General features: G+C 65.5%; 6 protein-coding genes. All 6 read left to right on the forward strand.

Annotated features, from left to right (window positions below):
- The first annotated feature begins 289 nt into the window (after positions 1–289).
- Positions 290–973: a response regulator transcription factor gene (locus tag ACNQPL_RS13000; RefSeq protein ID WP_346615606.1), complete on the forward strand. Its 684-nt coding sequence runs from the start codon at positions 290–292 to the stop codon at positions 971–973.
- Positions 970–2,292: an ATP-binding protein gene (locus ACNQPL_RS13005; RefSeq protein ID WP_346615607.1), complete on the forward strand. Its 1,323-nt coding sequence runs from the start codon at positions 970–972 to the stop codon at positions 2,290–2,292. The genes ACNQPL_RS13000 and ACNQPL_RS13005 overlap by 4 nt, the downstream gene beginning before the upstream one ends.
- A 185-nt stretch (positions 2,293–2,477) precedes the next feature.
- The gene (locus ACNQPL_RS13010; RefSeq protein ID WP_416466967.1) at positions 2,478–3,872 is read left to right on the forward strand and encodes an aspartate aminotransferase family protein; all 1,395 of its coding nucleotides are present in this window, start codon (positions 2,478–2,480) and stop codon (positions 3,870–3,872) included.
- A gap of 12 nt (positions 3,873–3,884) precedes the next feature.
- Complete coding sequence (locus tag ACNQPL_RS13015) at positions 3,885–4,541, forward strand: thioesterase II family protein (protein ID WP_346615609.1); 657 nt, start codon at positions 3,885–3,887, stop codon at positions 4,539–4,541.
- A gap of 243 nt (positions 4,542–4,784) precedes the next feature.
- Positions 4,785–16,907 (forward strand): amino acid adenylation domain-containing protein, encoded by a 12,123-nt coding sequence (locus tag ACNQPL_RS13020; protein WP_416466968.1) that lies wholly within the window; start codon positions 4,785–4,787, stop codon positions 16,905–16,907.
- Positions 16,904–20,098 (forward strand): amino acid adenylation domain-containing protein, encoded by a 3,195-nt coding sequence (locus ACNQPL_RS13025; protein WP_416466969.1) that lies wholly within the window; start codon positions 16,904–16,906, stop codon positions 20,096–20,098. Before ACNQPL_RS13020 ends, ACNQPL_RS13025 begins: the two co-directional genes overlap by 4 nt.
- Positions 20,099–20,266 lie beyond the last annotated feature (168 nt).

Raw genomic sequence — 20,266 nt, forward strand, 5'->3', positions numbered from 1 at the left:
ACCAAGGCTAACAACTATGGCCTATCAGGCCATGGCACGTTGCAACAAATGTAGGAGCGGGCTTGCCCGCGATGCGCCGCGCGGGCGGCGCTCGATCTCAAGGGCGCTGAAGATCCCAAGGCAAGCGCCCCGCGAAGCGCCGCCCGCGCGGCGCTCGATTTCATGAACGCCAAAAACCTCACATCATGCACCCGGATCCCCACCTCCCATCCCCCCAAAAAAAGCCCATAATCCCCCCTTAATCCCCCCATAGTGCAATGCCAGCCACACCACTCCGGGAGCTCCAACCATGCACGTTCTGCTCTGCGAGGACGACGACCTGATCGCCAGCGGCATCTGCGCCGGCCTCACCGCACAGGGCCTGACCGTGGACCGCGTGGCCAACGCCGCCAGCGCCCGGGCCATTCTCCAGGCCGCGCAGTTCGACGTGATGATCCTCGACCTGGGCCTGCCCGACGAAGACGGCCTCAAGCTGCTGCGCCGCCTGCGCCAGCAAGGGGTGGACCTGCCAGTGCTGGTGCTGACGGCACGCGATGCGGTCACCGACCGGGTGGATGGCCTGCAGGCCGGCGCCGACGACTACCTGCTCAAGCCTTTCGACCTGCGCGAGCTGGCCGCGCGCCTGCATACCCTGCTGCGCCGGGTGGCCGGGCGGGCGGTCAACGTGATCGAGCATGGGCCGCTGCGCTATGACCCCAGCAGCTGCGAAGCAAGCCTGGCCGGCCAACCCGTCGACCTGTCGCGCCGCGAGCAGGCCTTGCTCCAGGCGCTGCTGCAAAACCCCGGCCGCGTGCTCTCCAGCGAGCAGCTCAAGGACTGCGTGTACGGCTTCAGCGACGAAGTCGAAAGCAATGCCCTCAACGTGCACATCCACCACCTGCGCCGCAAACTTGGCAACAGCATCGTCGAGACCGTGCGCGGCCTGGGCTACCGCCTTGGCCCGGCGCAGGCACCGGAGGAAGCGGCATCATGAGCTTGCGGGTACGCCTGAGCCTGATCCTTGGCAGCGCCTTCATCATCATCTGGGTGCTGGCCGCCGCGTGGATGCTGCGCGACCTGCGCCAGCAGATGATGTTCTCGCTCGACCAACGCCTGGTGGCTTCGGCGCGCATGGTCGCCGGGTTGATCGACCAGTTGCCGCAGCCGCTGGCCGCCAAGGGTGAAGATGCGCACTTTTCCGCCGACCAGTTCAGCGTGCCCGACGGCATGGCCTGCCAGGTGAGTTCGCTGCGGGGTGAAATCCTTGCCAGCAACCACAAGCACGATGGCGCCATGGACGACCAGCGCAGCGGCTTTCGCGACCAGACCATCGACGGCGCGTCGTGGCGTACCTTCACCTACAACCATGGCGATGTACGCATTACTACCGCCGACCGCCACATGGAACGCGAGGCGCTGAACCAGTCGATACTGCTGGCGGCCTCGGCACCGGTACTGATGGCCTTGCTCGGCAGCCTGGGGCTGGTGTGGATCGGCCTGGGCAAAGGCCTGGAGCCGCTCAACCGCATGCGCGATGCCCTGCGCAGGCGGCGTGCCGACAGCGTCGAGCCGCTGCAGGTGGCAGGCTTGCCCAGTGAGCTGCAGCCGCTGCTCGATACCCAGAACCAGCTGTTCCTGCGTATCGCCCAGACCCTTGAGCGCGAACGCCGCCTGACTGACGACGCTGCCCACGAACTGCGTAGCCCGCTGACCGCGATCAAGACCCACCTGCAGGTGGCACGCATGACCGACGGCGCAGTGCGCGAGCAGGCGCTGGAACATGCCGAGCAGGGTACTGACCGTATGCACCGCACCCTGGAGCAACTGCTGATGCTGGCGCGTGTCGAGGGCAGCTTGTCGTTCGAGGATGGCCTGCAGTGCAGCGCCGAGCAGGTCGCCCGCCAGGCGGTGCAGGATGCCGGTGGCGGTGACAACCGGCGCATCGTCGTCCGCCTGCCTGAGGACGCCACCCGCATCTACCTGGGTATGCCCGCACCCCTGGCAGTGGCTGCCTTGCGCAACCTGCTGGACAACGCCCTGCGCCATGGCGGTGACACCGAGGTGGAGCTGGAGGTGCAGATGGCCGATGGGCAGGTGGGCTTCATGGTCCGCGACCACGGGCCGGGCATTGCTGCAGACGACCTGCAACACCTCACCGAGCGTTTCTGGCGGCATGGACAGAGCGGTGGTTGTGGGCTGGGGCTGGCGATCGTGCAGGCGATCGTGCAGCGCTGTGCCGGCAGCTTGCGCTTCGACAGCCAGGGCGATGGCCTAAGGGTGTTGCTGCAAGTGCCGGCGCGCTCGGGCGCCTGATCTTCTTAGCCTGTACCGGCTCCCACAGAAGAGCAGCGCTGCGGTCGGCGTGGGAGCCGGCTTGCCGGCGATGGGGCCGGCAACGACCACAAAAAATCCCACAACAACCGCTAAATCCCCCCCGCAGCCAAGCGTTTCCCAAGCGACAACTACCCGCACATTCGCTTGCTTGCGAGGATCTACCCATGTCGACCGCTTCCAGCCTTGCCCAAGTCCCGCCGGCCAGCGCGCCGCAACCGCTGTACGAGTTCAACGACTCGCCCTTGCTGCAACGCCAGCAGCAACAGGAATCCAACGCCCGCAGTTACCCCCGGCGCATCCCGCTGGCGCTCAAGCGCGCCCGTGGCATTCATGTCGAGGATGTCGAAGGCCGCCAGTTCATCGACTGCCTGGCCGGGGCCGGTACCCTGGCGCTAGGCCACAATCACCCGGTGGTGATCGAGGCGATACAGCGGGTACTGGCCGATGAAATACCCCTGCACACCCTCGACCTGACCACGCCGGTCAAGGACCGCTTTGTCCAGGACCTGTTCGGCATCCTGCCCGAAGCGCTGCGCCGCGAAGCCCGGGTGCAGTTCTGCGGCCCCACCGGTACCGATGCTGTCGAGGCGGCACTGAAACTGGTGCGCAGCGCCACCGGGCGTAGCACCGTGCTGGCCTTCCAGGGTGCCTACCATGGCATGAGCCAGGGCGCGCTGAGCCTGATGGGCAGCCATGGCCCCAAGCAGCCGTTGGGTGCGTTGCTGGGTAATGGTGTGCAGTTCATGCCGTACCCCTACGATTACCGTTGCCCATTCGGCCTGGGTGGCGAAGCCGGGGTCAAGGCCAACCTGCATTACCTGGAAAACCTGCTGCTCGACCCGGAAAGCGGCGTGCCGTTGCCCGCTGCCGTGATACTGGAAGTGGTGCAGGGCGAGGGTGGCGTGGTGCCTGCCGATATCGAGTGGCTAAAGGGTGTGCGCCGTATTACCGAACAGGCCGGCGTGGCGCTGATCGTCGATGAGATCCAGAGCGGCTTCGCCCGCACCGGGCGGATGTTCGCTTTCGAGCACGCCGGCATCGTGCCGGATGTAGTCACCCTGTCCAAAGCCATCGGTGGCAGCCTGCCGCTGGCGGTGGTGGTCTACCGCGACTGGCTCGACACCTGGAAACCCGGCGCCCATGCCGGCACCTTCCGCGGCAACCAGATGGCCATGGCCGCAGGGTCTGCGGTCATCAACTACCTGGTCGAACACCGCCTGGCCGAGCATGCCGAGGCCATGGGCCAGCGCCTGCGTGGTCATCTGCAATTGTTGCAGAAGGACTATCCGCAGCTGGGTGATATCCGTGGTCGTGGCCTGATGCTCGGGGTCGAACTGGTCGACCCGCAAGGCCCGTGCGACGCGTTGGGCCATCCGCTGGCACATCGTGAACTGGCACCCAAGGTGCAACGAGAATGCCTCAAGCGCGGCCTCATCCTGGAGCTGGGTGGGCGCCATGGCGCGGTGGTGCGCTTCCTGCCGCCGCTGATCATCAGCGCGCCGCAGATCGATGACGTGGCGCAGCGCTTTGCCGAGGCGCTGGCTGCCGCTCACCACTGAGGAGTACCACCCATGACCTCGGTATTCGACCGCCCAGGCGGTCCAATGCGGGTGCTGGACATGGCCAATGTGCAGCTGTTCTGCCTGCCTTATTCGGGGGCCAGCGCCAGGGTGTACTTGCACTGGCGCAACACCCTGCCCGCATGGCTGAGCGTGCTGCCGGTGGAGCTGCCTGGCCGCGCAGGGCGTATCGGCGAGCCCCCGCAGACGGACATGGTGGCCTTGGCAGGTCAGCTGGCGGGCGAAATCCTGCCCAGGATCACCGGGCCGTATGCGTTGTTCGGGCATGGCTTGGGGGCATTGCTGGCGTTCGAGATGGCCCATGCATTGCGCGGCGCCGATGCCCCCGCGCCGTTGGCATTGATTGCCTCGGGCGCGGCGGCGCCGTCGCGGGCCGATACCCTGCTGTGCGAAGGCTACCGGTACACGCTGCGCGAACCCCTGGAATGCCCGATTCACGTGCTGGGTGGTGCGAGCGACACGGTAACCCAGGCGCAGTTGATCGATTGGCAGTTGGAGGGCGCCTCAGGCTTCTCTCTGGATGTCTTGCCAGGTGGCCACCTGTTCATTCATCAGCATGAGGCCAAGGTGCTGCGCATGCTCAGGGCCTGCCTGGAGCGCGATGGGCGCCGCCTGTCTTGGCCGGCTCTGAGGCAAGCCTCGGCTTGAGGCGCGTTTCAGGCGCCACTACCCACCCATGTCAACGCACGCCAGAAGACCTCGCTCACTCGAGGCCTTCTGGCGCGCTCTTGCTTGAGCCCTTGCCTTGGCTTGAACAGCCCAACGCTTGAGCCCAGTCACATTTGCCGGGCATCGCCCGCGCCTGCGGGGCTAAATCGGACCTTCGCTGTTTCGTCCTTGTGGGATGACTGGGTCCTGTGGTCCCGCTTCCTATTGCTAAGGACGCATCGCATGAATGCCGAAGATTCGTTGAAACTCGCTCGCCGCTTCATTGAGCTGCCGCCGGAAAAACGCCCATTGTTCCTTGCCGCGCTGCAGAAAGAGGGGGTGGATTTCGCCGTGTTTCCAATCCCGGCCAATGTCGCCACTGCGGGCCGTGACCGACTCTCCTATGCACAGCGGCGTATGGCGTTTCTCTGGCAACTGGACCCGCAGGGCGCGGCCTACAACCTGCCTATGGCGGTGCGACTCAAAGGGGACCTCGATGTAGCGGCGCTGCAAAGCGCGTTCGATCAGTTGGTTGCACGTCATGAAAGCTTGCGTACCCGCCTGCGCGCTGACGCCGATGAATGGCTGCAGGAGGTGCTGGAGCCTGCGGCCGTGGCCATCACCCGCCATGACCTGAGCCTTTTGGAGGCGGGCGAACGCGAGCAGCAGGTCACGGCGCTCGGCGCAGCCGAGGCACAGGCGCCATTCGACCTGGCCCGCGGGCCGTTGCTGCGGGTACAGCTGGTCAAGCTGCAAACCTGCGAGCACGTGCTGTTGCTGACGCTGCATCACATCGTCGCCGACGGCTGGTCGCTCAATGTACTGGTCGATGAATTCGTGCGGCTGTATGACGCTGCCTGTAAGCAAGTGCCGCTCTCGTTGCCGGCCTTGCCCATTCAATATCGCGATTACGCGGTGTGGCAGCGCAGTTGGCTGGAAGCGGGCGAGCAGGCGCGGCAACTGGCGTATTGGCGTGCTCAGCTGGGCGACGACCACACGGCGCTCGATCTGCCGTTCGATCACCCGCTACGCGCAGTACCCAGCTTGCGTGGCAAGCGTGTGGAACTGCAGGTTGAACCGGCCCTGGCCGCACGCCTGGGTATCCTCGCCAAAGCCCAGGGCGTGACCTTGTTCATGGTGCTGCTGGCCTCGTTCAAGCTGCTGCTGCAGCGCTATAGCGGTCAGCGAGCGATCCGTGTCGGCGTACCGGTTGCCAACCGCCACCGCAGCGAAGTGGAAGGCTTGATCGGCTGCTTCATCAACACCCAAGTGTTGCACACCGAGCTCGATCCGCTGATGGACGTGGCGCAGCTGCTGAGCCGCGTCAAGGACACCGCGCTGGGTGCCCAGGCACACCAGGATCTGCCCTTCGAGCAGTTGGTGGAGGCTTTGGGCGTTGAGCGCAGCGCCAGCCACAGCCCCCTGTTCCAGGTGCTGTTCAATCATCAGTCGGCCATCGCCGATGCGGGGCAGATTCAACTGGCGAGTGGGTTGACCCTGGAAAAGGTCGCCCTGGACAAGCACAGTGCGCGTTTCGACCTGGCGCTGGACACCTACGAAAGTGCCGGCCGCCTGCACGCGGTGTTCACCTATGCGGCGGACCGTTTCGAGCACTCGACGTTGGTGACCTTAAGCCAGCACTGGTTGCAACTGCTGCAGGGCCTGGCCGAGGGGGTGCAGGGCCCGGTGGGCGAGCTGCCATTGGGTGATGCACCGGCCTTGGTGGCGCCGAGTGTGGTCGAAGCGACAGGCTGCATCCATGACCTGATCGACGCCGCTACTGCCCGTGATCCACACCATGTGGCGGCGGTCAGTGGCGCCCGCCAGATCAGCTATGGTGCGTTGCAAGCCCGTGCTGACGGCCTTGCCCGCGTGCTGCTCGACGCTGGCGTGCAACCAGATGAGCGCGTGGCAGTGCTGGCCGATCGTTCCCTCGACATGCTGGTCGCCATCCTGGCAGTGCTCAAGGCCGGCGCCGCTTATTTGCCTGTGGAGCCGGAGCAGCCGCAGGCGCGGTTGGATTTCATGTTGGCCGACAGCCAGGTCAAGCGGGTGCTGGCGCCGGCCGGGCAGCTCAAGCTGGCGCCAGGCATCGAGCGCATCGACCCGGCGCGCGATTACCCTGAGGCGCCGTCGCCGTGTGTGCCGGTCAGCGCCGACAACCTCGCGTATGTGATTTACACCTCGGGTACCACCGGCACGCCCAAGGGCGTCGCCATCAGCCACGGCGCCCTGGCCAACTATGTGCGTGGCGTGGGCGAGCGCATGCAGGTGCATGAACTGCACAGCCTGGCGATGGTCACCACGCCGGCGGCAGACCTGGGGCACACCATGTTTTACGGGGCACTGTGCAATGGCAAGACCCTGCACATGCTGCCCAGGGATACGGTGTTGGACGCCCAGGCCTTCGCGGGTTATCTGCGCCTGCATGCCATCGACGCGGTGAAGATGGTGCCGTCGCACCTGCAGGCGATGCTCGCTGCTGGCCGCGATGCCCTGCCTGGGCGCTGCCTGGTGGTGGGGGGGGAAGCCATCGCCCCGGCATTGATTGCCCGCATCGCCACGCTGGCACCGGGCCTGCGTTTGATCAACCACTATGGCCCCACCGAAACCACGGTGGGTGTGCTGACGCATGAAATCCAGGGGCAGGCATTGCTCGGGCGCCCTCTGGCCAACCTGAGTGCCCATGTATTCGACGCTTGCCTGCTGCCCGTCCCCAATGGAGCGCGTGGTGAACTGTTCCTTGGCGGGGCGGGCCTGGCCAGGGGCTACCTGGCGCAGCCAGCACTGACCGCCGAGCGGTTTGTACCAGACCCAGCGGGCCAAGGCGCTCGCCTGTACCGCAGCGGCGACTGGGTGCGGCGCGACGGCCAAGGCCAGCTGTCGTTTGCCGGGCGCATGGACGGCCAGCTCAAGATTCGTGGCTATCGCGTGGAAACAGCGGAAATCGACAGTTGCCTGCGCCAGCTGCCAGAGCTGGACAATGTGGTGGTGCGGGTGGTCGGCGAGCAGGACAACCGGCAATTGGCAGCGTATCTGGTGCCGCGCGCATGGCCCTCGAACGAGGCCGGCTGCCAGGCCTTCACCGACAACGTACGCCTGGCTCTGCGCCAGGCGCTGCCCGAGCACATGGTGCCGCAGTACCTGATGCTCTTGCCGCACCTGCCCGTGACTGCCAACGGCAAGGTCGATCTGGGCGCACTGCCGCAACCCGTGGCCACCCAGGTGGATTACCGCGCCCCGGTGACAGGGCTGCAAACCCAGGTGGCGGCGATCTGGGGGCAGGTGTTGCAGGTGGAGCAGGTAGGGCTGGACGACAACTTCTTCGCGCTGGGCGGCCATTCGTTGCTGGCCACGCAGGTGGTGTCGCGCATTCGCCAGCAACTGCAGTTGGAAGTGCCCTTGCGTGTGCTATTCGATACCCGCGACCTGCACGCATTCACGCAGGCGCTCGAAGGCCTGGAGCAAACCGGCGGCGACGAGATCCAGGTGCTGGACAGGGGCGAGCGCTTGCCTGTTTCGCATGCGCAATACCGGCAGTGGATGTTCTGGAAGCTCAACCCCGCCAGCACTGCCTACAATACGCCCCTGGCAGTGACGTTGCAGGGGGCGCTCGACCTGGTCGCGCTGCAGGCAGCATTCGACGCGCTGGTCGCTCGGCACGAAACCCTGCGCACCGTGTTCTGCGAAGAAGATGGGCTGCCCTGGCAGGTGGTGATGCCTGCAGCGCCAGTGCTCATAGAGACCCGGGACTTGACGGGCCTGACCGCTGATGGGGTAAAGCCGCACCTGGATCAGTTGTTCGCCAGCCCCTTCGACCTTGGCCAAGGGCCGTTGCTGCGCGTCGCGCTGTTGCGCACGGCTGCGGCCGAGCACCTGCTGGCCGTGTCGTTGCACCACATCGTTTCCGACGGCTGGTCGATGAGCGTCATGGTGCGTGAACTGGCCGCAGTGTACAACGCTGGCCCCGGGGGGCACCCCGTTCAGCGCCCGGCGCTAGCCGTGCAGTATGCCGACTACGCCGCCTGGCAGCGCCAGCGCCTGGCCGATGGCCAATTGCAGGCGCAGCTGGCGTTCTGGAAAGCGAAACTGGAAGACGACTTTGCGGTACTGGAACTGCCGGCCGACCGCTTGCGCCCGCAGCAGCAGAGCTATCGGGGTGGGCGCATCGACGTGCATCTGCCTGGCGAACTGACGTGCCAACTGCGGCGCCTGGCCGTAGCCGCCAATGCCACGCTGTTCCATGTGTTCCTGGCATCGTTCGCGCTGCTGTTGTCCCGTTACAGCGGGCGCCAGACGCTGAACATCGGCATTCCCGTCACCAATCGCAACCGTGTGGAGCTGGAAGGCCTGATCGGCTTTTTCGTCAATACCATCATCGCCCGGGTGGGCATCGCGCCTGCGCAGACCTTCGGCCAACTGCTGGCGGCGGTCAAGGAAACGACCCTGCAGGCCCAGGCCAACAAGGACATCCCCTTCGACGTGCTGGTCGAGCAGCTCAAGCCCGAGCGCGGGCTTGGGCACAATCCATTGTTCCAGGTGATGTACAACCACCTGCTGGATGTGGGCGAGAAGGTCTCCGGCGACAGCGTACAGGGCTTGCACGTGGAGGAAGTGCAGTGGCTGGAACAGACCACGCAGTTCGATTTGTCGCTGGATACCCTTGAGCGCTCGGATGGCGTGACCGCGTCGTTCAGCTACGCCTCCGACCTGTTCGATGCTGATCGCATCCAGCGCCTTGTGGGTCACTGGCTGACGCTGCTGGCGAGCCTCGGCCAGCCCGAGTTGGCCGTCGCCGAACTGCCGCTGGTCGATGCTGCGCAGTACCGCCAGCTGGTAAACGACTGCAACCCGCTGCCCAACGCCGCCGCGCTGGCGCCCAACGCCATGCAACTGATCGAAGAGCAGGCCCGGGCACGGCCGCAGGCCACCGCGCTGGTGCTGGACGACCAGTGCATGAGCTACGACGAGCTGAACCGGCGAGCCAACCGCCTGGCGCACGCGTTGCGCGAACAGGGCGTGGGCCCGGATGTGCGTGTGGGCATCGCGGCGCAGCGCGGCCTTGACCTGATCGTCGGCCTGTTGGCGATTCTCAAGGCGGGTGGCGCCTACGTTCCGCTGGACCCGTCCTACCCGCATGAGCGGCTGGAGCACATGCTGCAGGACAGTGGTATCGAACTGCTGCTGAGCCAACCTCACCTGGCGTCGAACCTGCCGGCCCTGGCCGGCGTTCGGCGCATGGACCTGGGCGCAACCCCTGAAACGCTGCTGGGCTACAGCGACAGCAATCCGCTGCCGTTGACTGTGCCGACCAACCTCGCCTACGTGATCTATACCTCCGGTTCCACCGGCAAGCCCAAGGGCGTGGCCATCGCCCACGGCGAGCTGTCGGCGTTTTGCCAGGTGGCCGCGGACTATTCGCGACTCACCCCCGAAGACAAGGTCCTGCAGTTCGCCACCGTCAGTTTCGACGGCTTCGTCGAGCAGCTATACCCGGCGCTGTGCCAGGGTGCACAGGTGGTGATGCGGGGTGAGCAGCGATGGGATATCGAGACGCTGACCGACACCATCATCCGCCACGGCGTGACCGTGGCCGACCTGCCCACTGCGTACTGGCGGCTGTTCGCCGCGCACATGCGTGGTGCGTCCTCCTGTGGGGCGTTGCGCCAAGTGCATGTGGGTGGCGAAGCCATGCCGCCCGAAGGGCTGAACGACTGGTTTGCTTCCTGCCTCAAGGACGTGCGCCTGCTCAATACCTACGGGCCTACCGAAGCCACGGTAGTGTCGACGGTGTTCGATTGTTCATTCAGCGCACAGCAGCCGTTGCCCAAGGCCAGCGTGCCGATCGGTACGGCCATCGATGGGCGTGCCACCTACCTGTGCGACAGCGGCTTCGCGCTGGCGCCTGTGGGGGTTGTGGCAGAGCTGTTGATCGGCGGCAATGGCTGCCTGGCGCGGGGTTACTTCAACCGGCCGGCGCTGACTGCCGAGCGTTTCGTGCCGGACCCGTTCGATTCCAGTGTGGCGGGGGGCGGGCGCCTGTACCGCACCGGTGACCTGGCCCGCTACCGTACCGACGGGGTGCTGGAATACAGCGGGCGAATCGACCACCAGGTCAAGGTCCGAGGTTTCCGCGTGGAAATGGGCGAGATCGAAGGTCATCTGCTGGGCCACGCCTTGGTGCGCGAGGCCGTGGTACTGGCGCAACCGACACCCAGTGGCCTGCAGTTGGTGGGTTACGTGGTGCCTGTCGAGGGCGTGCAGGCCGGCGACCTTCAGAGCGAAGCGGTGCTGCGTGACACCTTGCGCGATGCGCTCAAGGCAAGCCTGCCCGAGCACATGGTTCCGGCCTTCCTGCTGTTCCTCCCGGCAATGCCGTTGTCGCCCAACGGTAAGCTGGACCGCAAGGCCCTGCCACAGGCCGACGCCAGCCTGCTGCAACAGCGCTATCAAGCACCGCAGAATGCCCTGGAGGCGCAGGTCGCAGAAGTATGGGCACAAGTGCTGAAACTGGACCGCGTCGGCCGCGGCGACCACTTCTTCGAACTGGGCGGCCACTCGTTGCTGGCCACGCAGATGATCTCCCGGGTGCGCCAAGCCCTGGGCCTCGACCTGCCGCTGCGCAGCGTGTTCGAGGCGCCAGTGCTGGCTGATTTCGCCGCGCTGGCCGTGGTCGCGCCACAGGCCAGCCGGGGCGGTATCCCCAAGGTCGCCCGGGATCAGCCATTGACGTTGTCCTACGGCCAGCAACGTCACTGGTTCCTCTGGCAGTTGCAACCTGACAGCGCGGCATACCATGTGCCGGCGGTCCTGCGTTTGACCGGGGCACTGGATGTCGCAGCCCTGAAGCGCAGTTTCAACGACCTGATTGCCCGTCACGAACCATTGCGCACGACCTTCAGCCAGCACGGTGATCAGGTCTACCAGGTCATTCACCCCAGCCTGCCGCTGGCTTGCACCGTGGATATTCTGCAGGGCCGGGATGATGCAGGCGTGCAGGCCTGCATCGACGCGGAAATTCAGCGCCCGTTCGACCTGGAGCACGGGCCGCTGTTGCGCGTACGGTTGTTGCAGCTGCGTGAGGACGAGCATGTACTGATCGTCACCCAGCACCACATCGTCACCGATGGCTGGTCCATACCGATCATGGTCGATGAGTGGGTGCAGCTGTACGAGGGGCACCGTCAGGGTCAGCCTGTCACACTGCCAGCGCTGGCTGTCCAGTATGCTGATTTCGCTCAATGGCAGCGCCAATGGCTGGAGGCAGGCGAGCGCGACCGCCAGTTGGCCTACTGGCGGGCCCAGCTTGGCGCCGAGCAACCGTTGCTGGAGCTGCCTGTGGACCGGCCACGGCCCAGCGTGCAGAGCCACGCTGGCGCGCGCCTGGAGCTGGTGCTCGATGAGCCTCTGACACGCTCGCTGCGGGCCCTGGCCAGCTCGGCGGATGCCACGCTGTTCATGGTGTTGTTGGCCAGCTGGCAGAGCGTGCTGCGGCGTTACTCGGGGCAAACCGATATTCGAGTGGGCGTACCCATCGCCAACCGTACGCAGGTCGATACGGAGCAGTTGATCGGTTTCTTCGTCAATACCCAAGTGATGAAAGCCGAATTCGCGCCTGACACGACGTTTGCCAGCTTGCTGCAGCAAGTGAAACAGGCGGCATTGGGCGCACAGATGCACCAGGACCTGCCGTTCGAGCAGCTGGTAGAGGCGTTGCAACCTGAGCGCAGCCAAAGCCATAGCCCGCTGTTCCAGGTCATGTTCAACCATCAAGGCCAGGGCCGACGCGCCGTTCACAGCTTGCCGGGGCTGAGCCTGGAGCCGTGGCCGCACGCCCATGGCTCTGCGCAGTTCGACCTGACCTTGGACACCGTCGACAACGGCGCCACGCTGGCGGCGTCGCTGACCTACGCAACCGAGCTGTTCGATGGCGCGACCATCGAACGCCTGGCCCGGCACTGGCTGCGTTTGCTGCATGGGGTGGCTCAAGCGCCGCACCTGGCCATTGCCCGGGTGGCCTTGCTCGATGCCCAAGAGCAGCGGCAGGTCATGCAAGCCTGGAACCCTCGGTCCGCCCACTACCCGCAAAGCCAATGCCTGCACCAGCTGATCGAGCAGCGAGTGGCGCAGGACCCGCAGGCCATTGCCGTGACCCTGGACCGCCAGCACCTGAGCTACGGCCAGCTCAACCGCCGTGCCAACCGCCTGGCGCACCGCCTGCGCGAGCTTGGGGTGGGGCCGGATGTGCGGGTAGGGGTGGCGCTGGAGCGTAGCCTGGAAATGGTGGTCAGCCTGCTGGCCATCCTCAAGGCCGGGGGCGCCTACCTGCCTCTGGACCCGCATTACCCTAGCGAACGCTTGGCGTACATGCTGCAGGACAGCGGCGTGCAATGGGTGCTGACCCAGCCGCATCTGCAGCAGCGGCTGTCGGCACCCCAGGCGGTGCATTGCCTGGATGTGGGCACTGGCGATGGCGCCTGGGCCAGCTACAGCGATGCCAACCCCGACAGCGGGGTGCAACCGCAGAACCTGGCTTATGTGATCTACACCTCAGGCTCCACCGGTAAACCCAAGGGTACCCTGCTGGCGCACGACAACGTCACCCGCCTGTTCGAGGCGACCCAGGACGATTTCGGCTTCAACGCCGAGGATGTCTGGACGGTGTTCCATTCCTACGCCTTCGATTTCTCGGTTTGGGAACTGTTCGGCGCCTTGCTGTACGGCGGGCGGGCGGTGATCGTGCCGCAGGACGTGGCGCGCTCGGCTGAAGACTTCCATGAGTTGCTGGTGCAAGAGCGCGTCACCGTGCTCAACCAGACCCCATCGGCGTTCAAGCCGCTCATTCGCGCCGCCTGCGCCGGAGCGCAGGGCGGGCAGGTGCTTGCATTGCGCTACGTGGTGTTTGGCGGTGAAGCACTGGATGTGGCAAGCCTTGCGCCTTGGTTCGAGCAGTTCGGCGATGCCCGGCCACGCTTGATCAACATGTACGGCATCACCGAGACCACGGTGCACGTCACTTACCGTCCGGTCACCCGCCAAGACTTGCAGGGCGTTGTAACCAGCCCCTTGGGCAGGGTCATTGGCGATTTGTCCTGGTACTTGCTGGACGACCAGTTCGAGCTCGCGCCCCAGGGCTGTCGTGGCGAACTGCACGTCGGCCAGGCCGGCCTGGCGCGGGGTTACTTCAACCGCCCTGGGCTGACGGCCGAACGTTTCGTGCCCAACCCCTTCGATACCAGCGAGCAAGGCGGCGGGCGGCTTTACCGCACCGGTGACCTTGCACGGTGTGGAGCCAACGGCATCATCGAATACAACGGACGTATCGATCACCAGGTCAAGGTGCGTGGTTTCCGTATCGAGCTGGGGGAAATCGAAGCCCGGCTGGTGGAGCAACCGGCTGTACGCGAGGCGACGGTGCTGGCCCAGGAAGGGCCTGGCGGCACGCAACTGGTGGCCTACCTGGTCCCCGCCGAGTCGGCGCTGCTGGACAGCCCCCAGGCTCAACAGGGCCTGCGTGACACCTTGCGTGCGGCGCTCAAGGCGGTGCTGGCCGAGCATATGGTGCCGGCCCATCTTTCGTTCCTCGCCGGGCTCCCGCTGACGGCCAATGGCAAGCTTGACCGCAAGGCCCTGCCGCAACCGCAGTTGGAGCAACTGGCGCATACCTATGTCGCACCCCAAGGCGAGCACGAGCTACAGGTGGCGGCAATCTGGGCCGAAGTGCTGGATGTCGAGCGGGTAGGGCGCAGCGACGACTTCTTTGCGCTGGGCGGGCATTCGTTGTTGGCGACCCAGGTGGTTGCGCGTGTGCGTCAGCAATTGGCGCCAGGCCTCAAGCTGCGTGCGCTGTTCGACCATCCGCGGCTGGACGACTTCGTTGCCTGCCTCGGCTGCGAGGAGCTTGCACGGCCAGCGCTGCCGGTGTTGCACGCCCGTGCGGGCACTACGCGCGCGCCGCTGGCGCTGGTGCAACGCAGGTTGTGGGTGGTGGAACAGCTATCACCAGGCAGTGCTGCCTACGGTATGCCCATGGCGTTGCGCCTGCGCGGCGAACTGTCGGTCGAGCTGCTTCATGCCAGCTTGCAGGCCGTGGTCGAGCGCCACGAGGTGTTGCGCACCACCTATGGTCAGGACAGCGAAGGTGAACCCATTGCCTTGATTGCGCCGCAGTTGGCCGTCGAGTTGCCGGTTTACGACTGGTCGGGCCTGAGCCGGGCCGAGCAGGAAGCCCAGGTGGCGAACCAGGCGCTGGCCAACGAAGCCTACCCCTTCGTACTCGATCAAGGGCCGCTGCTGCGGATGCAGGTTGCGCGGCTGGGGCCGTTGGAACACGTGCTGTTCTATTCCATGCACCACATCATCTCCGATGGCTGGTCGATGGCAGTCATGGCCAATGAGCTGGTGCAGATCTATGCAAGATTGCGCGCGGGCGACCACTCGCCACTGCCGGCTCTGGCGCTGCAGTACTCGGACTTTGCCCATTGGCAGCAAGCGTTGCAGGACGCCGGTGTGCTGCAGCGACAGGCGCAGTACTGGGCCGGCACGCTCGCCGGCTACTCCGGGCGGCTGCCGTTGCCGCTGCGCCAGCCGCGGCCGGCACACGCCAGCCATGAAGGCGGCAGCGTCTCGTTCCGCCTTCGCGATGGGTTGACCGCAGCGCTGAACGAATTGGCGGCACAGGCCCACGTCACGCTGTACAGCGTGATCCTGGCCGCGTTCCAGGCCTATTTGCACCGTTTGACCCGCAGTGACGATGTGGTGGTGGGCGTCGACTACGCCGGTCGTCAGCAGGCTGAGCTGGAAGGCTTGATCGGCTTCTTCGTCAACGTGCTACCGGTGCGCTCACGCCAGGTGCCAGGCAGCACGTTCGCCCAGTTCCTGGCCCAGGGTCGCGAGCAGCTGCTCAACGCATTCGAGCATCAGGACTTGCCGCTGGACATGATCGTGGAGGCCGCACGGGTGCCACGGCACAAGGGCATCAGCCCGCTGGTGCAGGTGTTGTTCGTGATGAACGACTTGCCCCTGCCTACTGCGGGTATCGAGGGGTTGAGCGTTGAAGCGCTGCCCAGTGTGTCGCAGCAATCGAAATTCGACATGGCGCTGTTCGTCGAGCAGGGCCAGCAGGCCGAACTCAGTGGCCATTGGCAATACGCCTCAGCGTTGTTCGAGCAGGCTGAGATCCAGGGGTTCGTGGACGGCTGGATAGCCGTTCTCGAGCAGATCACATGTGACCAGAGCGTGAGAGTGGAAGACATGACCATGCCAATTCAAGACGCGGCGGCCAGCCCAGCACCTGCCGGTAAAGCCAACAAGCTGGACAAGTTCCTGAAAAAGAACCAGACCCGCCCTGCAGCAGGGGCACAACGTCCGATTCGCGAGTCCCTGCTGGTGCCGGACCAGGTGTTCCCACTGCTGCTGGAGCCGACCGACCCTGGGCTGGACGTAACGGGCTGGATCGCGGCCAATCGTGCCTGGGTCGAAGAAAAACTGTTGCATCACGGCGGCATTCTGTTCCGAGGCTTCAGCGTGCCTGACAGCCAGGCGTTCGAGGCATTCGCCGAGGCGGTACAGCCAGGTTTGTACGGCAATTACGGCGACCTGCCGAAGAAGGAGGGCGGGCAGAACACCTATCGGTCCACGCCCTATCCCGAGAAGAAGATGATCCTCTTCCACAACGAAAGCGCCCACCAGGACAGCTGGCCACGTAAGCAACTGTTCTTCTGCGAACTGCCATCGCCGGTCGGCGGCGCCACCCCGGTGGTGGACTGCCGGCAAATGTACCGGCGTCTGCCTGCCGCGCTGCGTGAGACCTTCGAGCGCAAGGGCCTGCTGTATGTGCGCACGTTCACCGGCAAGCTCGACGTGTCCTGGCAGCATTTCTTCAAGACCGAGCAGCGCGCCGAAGTCGAGGCCCGCTGCCAGGCTGCCGGTATTCAGTGGCAATGGCTGGCCGACGATGAATTGCAGATCCGTACTCCGTGCCCCGCCATCATCACTCACCCGGGGAGTGGCGTGCGCTCGTTCTTCAACCAAGTGCAACTGCACCACCCTTATTGCCTGGATGACGATGTGCGCGAAGACCTGCTGACACTGTTTGGCAATGAGCGTATGCCGCGCAACGTGTACTACGGCGATGGCTCGCCGATCGAGGACGAAGTGATGCAGCTGATCGGCGAACTGTATGAACAATGCGCGGTGCGTTTCGACTGGCGCAAGGGCGACGTGATTCTGCTGGACAACATGCTGATTGCTCACGCCCGTGACCCCTTCGAGGGGCCGCGCAAGATTGTCGTGGCCATGGGCGACATGCTCGACCGGGCCAGCCTGGCTGCGATGCAGCCGCACCCACAGGAGGTGGATGCATGAGCACCATGATGGTTGAAAGCGTTGCGCTTTGCCCACAACAGCACTGGGCTTTGCAGGCCCTGAAGCGCGCCACGACCTTCGCTGAAGCAACCCGGCGCGTCACCCTGGATATCCAAGGGGAGCTGGATGTGCCCCGGCTCCAACGTGCCGTGGCAGCGCTGCCTGAGTTGCACCCTGAACTGACGGCGCGCCTGCAGGCAGTGACGGGCTTTCACGGGCTGCGCTGGTGCCCTGTAGCCGACTGCACTTCGCTGCCGCTGACGTCGCACCTGGCGCTGGTGTCAGGGTCGCAGGCCCAGTTGCAGCGCGAGGCCTGGTTGGGCCAGGCCTTCTCCCTGGCTGGCGGCCCCTGGGCGCAGGCCTTGCTGCTGCGCTTGGGCCAGACGCACTGGCAACTGACGCTGGCGGTGGCCAGCGTACTGGTCGATGGTCCCGGCATGGGCCTGCTGGCCGAAGGGCTGATCACCTTGTATGGAGCACCTGAGACACGCCTGTCGGAAGAGGCCGGGTGTTTTGAGCAGTACCTGGAATGGCGTGCGGAAACGGCGATCGATGAGGATGCCGAGCAGGCTCAGCGCTACTGGCGCGACCACCTTCAAGGTGAGTCGAGCGGCCGCGCCAGGCTGCCCTATCGCCTGGGCGACAGCCAGGGTAGCGCCATGGAACGTGTGCACGCCGAGGTGGCCCCGGCGCTGCTGGCCGGCCTGCAGGCGCAGGCTGCCGCGTTGCAGGTCGCACCGTTGACTGTGGTGCAGGCAGCCTGGTGGGTGCTGCTGGGCCGGGTCAGCGAGCAACCCGGATTCCTCGCGCAATGGCGGCATGACAGCCGTGAAGACTATGACTATTTTGCCCACAGCGCTGGGGTGCTGGAAAAGTCCCTGCCGCTGAAGCTGCGCATTGACGATGCCCAGCCTTTCGATGAGTGGGTGGCCCAGCTTGCCACGTTGGCGGCACAGCACGTGACCTGGCAGGAATACTGGGCGGCAGCCCCCGACGAGGCGCCGCCTGCCCTGGGTTTTGCAGCGGCGCGTGAGCACTGTGCCAGTGCGCCGCAGGGCTGGCGCCTGGAGCAAGCGCCGCGTGGCGGCGAGCCCTGTGAGTTGATGCTGCAGGTGCAGCTGTCTGCCGAAGGCGACTGCAAAGCCCTTTGGCTCGACTTTCTGCCCGACTGCTACGACGCCTCCAGCGTGCAGCGCCTGCTTGAGCAGTTGCTGATGCTGCTGCAGGGGATTGTCGATGACGCCACGCAGGCCGTGGGTGCCTTCAACCTGGTCGACCAGGCAGAGCAGGCGCGCTTGCTGGCCCTCAACCCGGCGCTGCCGGCATCGCCTGCGCCGCTGTTGATGGCGCGGCTGGCGCAGTGGCTGGCGCACGATTGCACGCGGGACGTCGTGGTTCACGGCGACCAGCGTTTGAGCTACGGCACGTTGGGACAACGCGTACAACGCCTGGCGGCGAGCCTTGCTGCCCAGGGCGTGGGGCCAGGTGCGCGGGTGGCCGTCGCCTTGCCGCGTTCGAGCGCGTTGGTGGAGTCGATCCTCGCCACCTGGTGGCTGGGTGCGGCCTATGTGCCATTGGACCCGCAGTGGCCACAGGCCCGTCAGGCCAACATTGTCAGCCGAGCGGGCGCAGCCTGGGTGATTGGCCAGGCCGCGCAGTCGGCCCCCTGGCAAATGCAGGGCGTGCAGCTGCTTGATCCGGCAATGCTGGTGGAGCAACCCCTGGGCCAATGCACGCAGCCTTACCCGCTGCAGGGCGATGAGGCGGCCTACATCCTGTTCACCTCCGGGTCCACCGGGGAGCCCAAGGGCGTGATCATCGAGCATCGCCAGTTGGCCAATTACCTGGCCGGCGCCACTCAGGTGATGGGCCTGGCGCAATGTTCGCAGTTTGCCTTCACCAGCGGCGTGGCGGCGGACCTGGGCAATACCACCTTGTTCGGCGCGCTGTACAACGGTGCCTGCCTGCAGGTGGCCGATGAAGAGACCCTGCGCGATCCTGAGCGCTTCATGGGCTACCTGAGGGGTGGCAATGTCGATTGCCTGAAGATCGTCCCCTCGCACCTGTCGGCTTTGCTGGAGGCCGAGCACCCCTGTCTGCCGGCCACCCTGGTGCTGGGTGGGGAAGCGCCGGCCCCCAGCCTGCTCGAGCGGATTTTCCAAGTGCGCGCCGATTGTCGCGTGTTCAACCACTATGGCCCCACCGAGGCCACGGTCGGGGTGATGGTGCAAGCGCTGTCGCCCGCTTCGGCCGGGTGTGGGCCCGTGGGGCTTGGCAGCGTGCTGCCGGGCAACCAGGTGTATGTGCTGGACGGTCAGCAACGCCTGGTGCCTCCGGGTGTGCTGGGCGAGCTGTACATCAGCGGCCGCCAGCTGTGCCGAGGCTACCTGAGCAGCGCTACCGACGTTTTCGTCGACAACCCGTTCGCAGCGGGAGAGCGGCTCTATCGCACGGGTGACCTGGCCCGTTATCGGGTCGATGGCAGTCTGGCCTTGCACGGGCGCAAAGACCAGCAGGTAAAACTCAATGGCTTCCGGGTCGAGCTCGGCGAGCTGGAAGCCGAGCTGCTGCAGGTGCCCTGTGTGCGCGAGGCGGCGGTTGTCGCGGTGCCTGCCGAGGACGCTCAGGCGGGGCTGCAACCGGCAGCCTTTGTCGTTGTGCACGCCGATGAGCAGGACCCCCTGGCCAGCATCCGGCGCGACCTGGCCTTGCAACTGCCTGGGCCTTTGCTGCCACGGCGTATCCAGGTGGTTGCGCAATTGCCACGGTTGGCCAATGGCAAGGTCGACCGCCAGGCCTTGGCCAGCCTGGCACCCCAGCCGCCAGAGGCTGAACTGCAGCCGGCCCGCACGGCGTTCGAGCAGTTGCTGGCCAAGCGCATGGGCCAATTGCTGGACCAGCCAGCCCTGGGCTTGCACCAGGACTTCTTTGCCGCCGGGGGGCACTCGTTGCTCGCCATCAAGCTGGTCGCGGGCATCCGCAAGGTACTGCGCCGTGATATCAGCCCGGCCATGGTGTTCGACAACCCGACAGTGGCACAGCTTGCCCAAGCGCTGGGTGAATTGCCCGACGCGGACCCGCAAGCGCTTGAAGCCCTGGCGCGTGCCCACCTGCAACTGGAGGCATTGCCGCCTGAACAGCGCGCGGCGCTGGAAGAAAAGGCCCGTCGCCTGCGCGAAGCGCAAAGCTGATTGCAAGGGCGCGTGCCCCGCGCGCCCGCGTCAGTTCACAAAAATGAAAAAATCATTAATTTTCGCTGAATGTCGCTCGTCTCATCTACGCCTTCAACCAAGGCGTAGGTGCCGACGCAGATCGGGAAGGGGTTCTGCGGGGCGTTTTTCAATACGCCAACCATTAGA

Origin of the sequence: Pseudomonas sp. LFS044, assembly GCF_047978245.1 — a bacterium.
Classification (GTDB): domain Bacteria; phylum Pseudomonadota; class Gammaproteobacteria; order Pseudomonadales; family Pseudomonadaceae; genus Aquipseudomonas.

What these genes read in the sequence shown, in the direction of transcription:
- ACNQPL_RS13015 (WP_346615609.1), top strand. Translation starts at nt 3,885, where the DNA reads ATGACCTCGGTATTCGACCGCCCAGGCGGTCCAATGCGGGTGCTGGAC.
- ACNQPL_RS13005 (WP_346615607.1), top strand. Translation starts at nt 970, where the DNA reads ATGAGCTTGCGGGTACGCCTGAGCCTGATCCTTGGCAGCGCCTTCATC.
- ACNQPL_RS13020 (WP_416466968.1), top strand. Translation starts at nt 4,785, where the DNA reads ATGAATGCCGAAGATTCGTTGAAACTCGCTCGCCGCTTCATTGAGCTG.
- ACNQPL_RS13025 (WP_416466969.1), top strand. Translation starts at nt 16,904, where the DNA reads ATGAGCACCATGATGGTTGAAAGCGTTGCGCTTTGCCCACAACAGCAC.
- ACNQPL_RS13010 (WP_416466967.1), top strand. Translation starts at nt 2,478, where the DNA reads ATGTCGACCGCTTCCAGCCTTGCCCAAGTCCCGCCGGCCAGCGCGCCG.
- ACNQPL_RS13000 (WP_346615606.1), top strand. Translation starts at nt 290, where the DNA reads ATGCACGTTCTGCTCTGCGAGGACGACGACCTGATCGCCAGCGGCATC.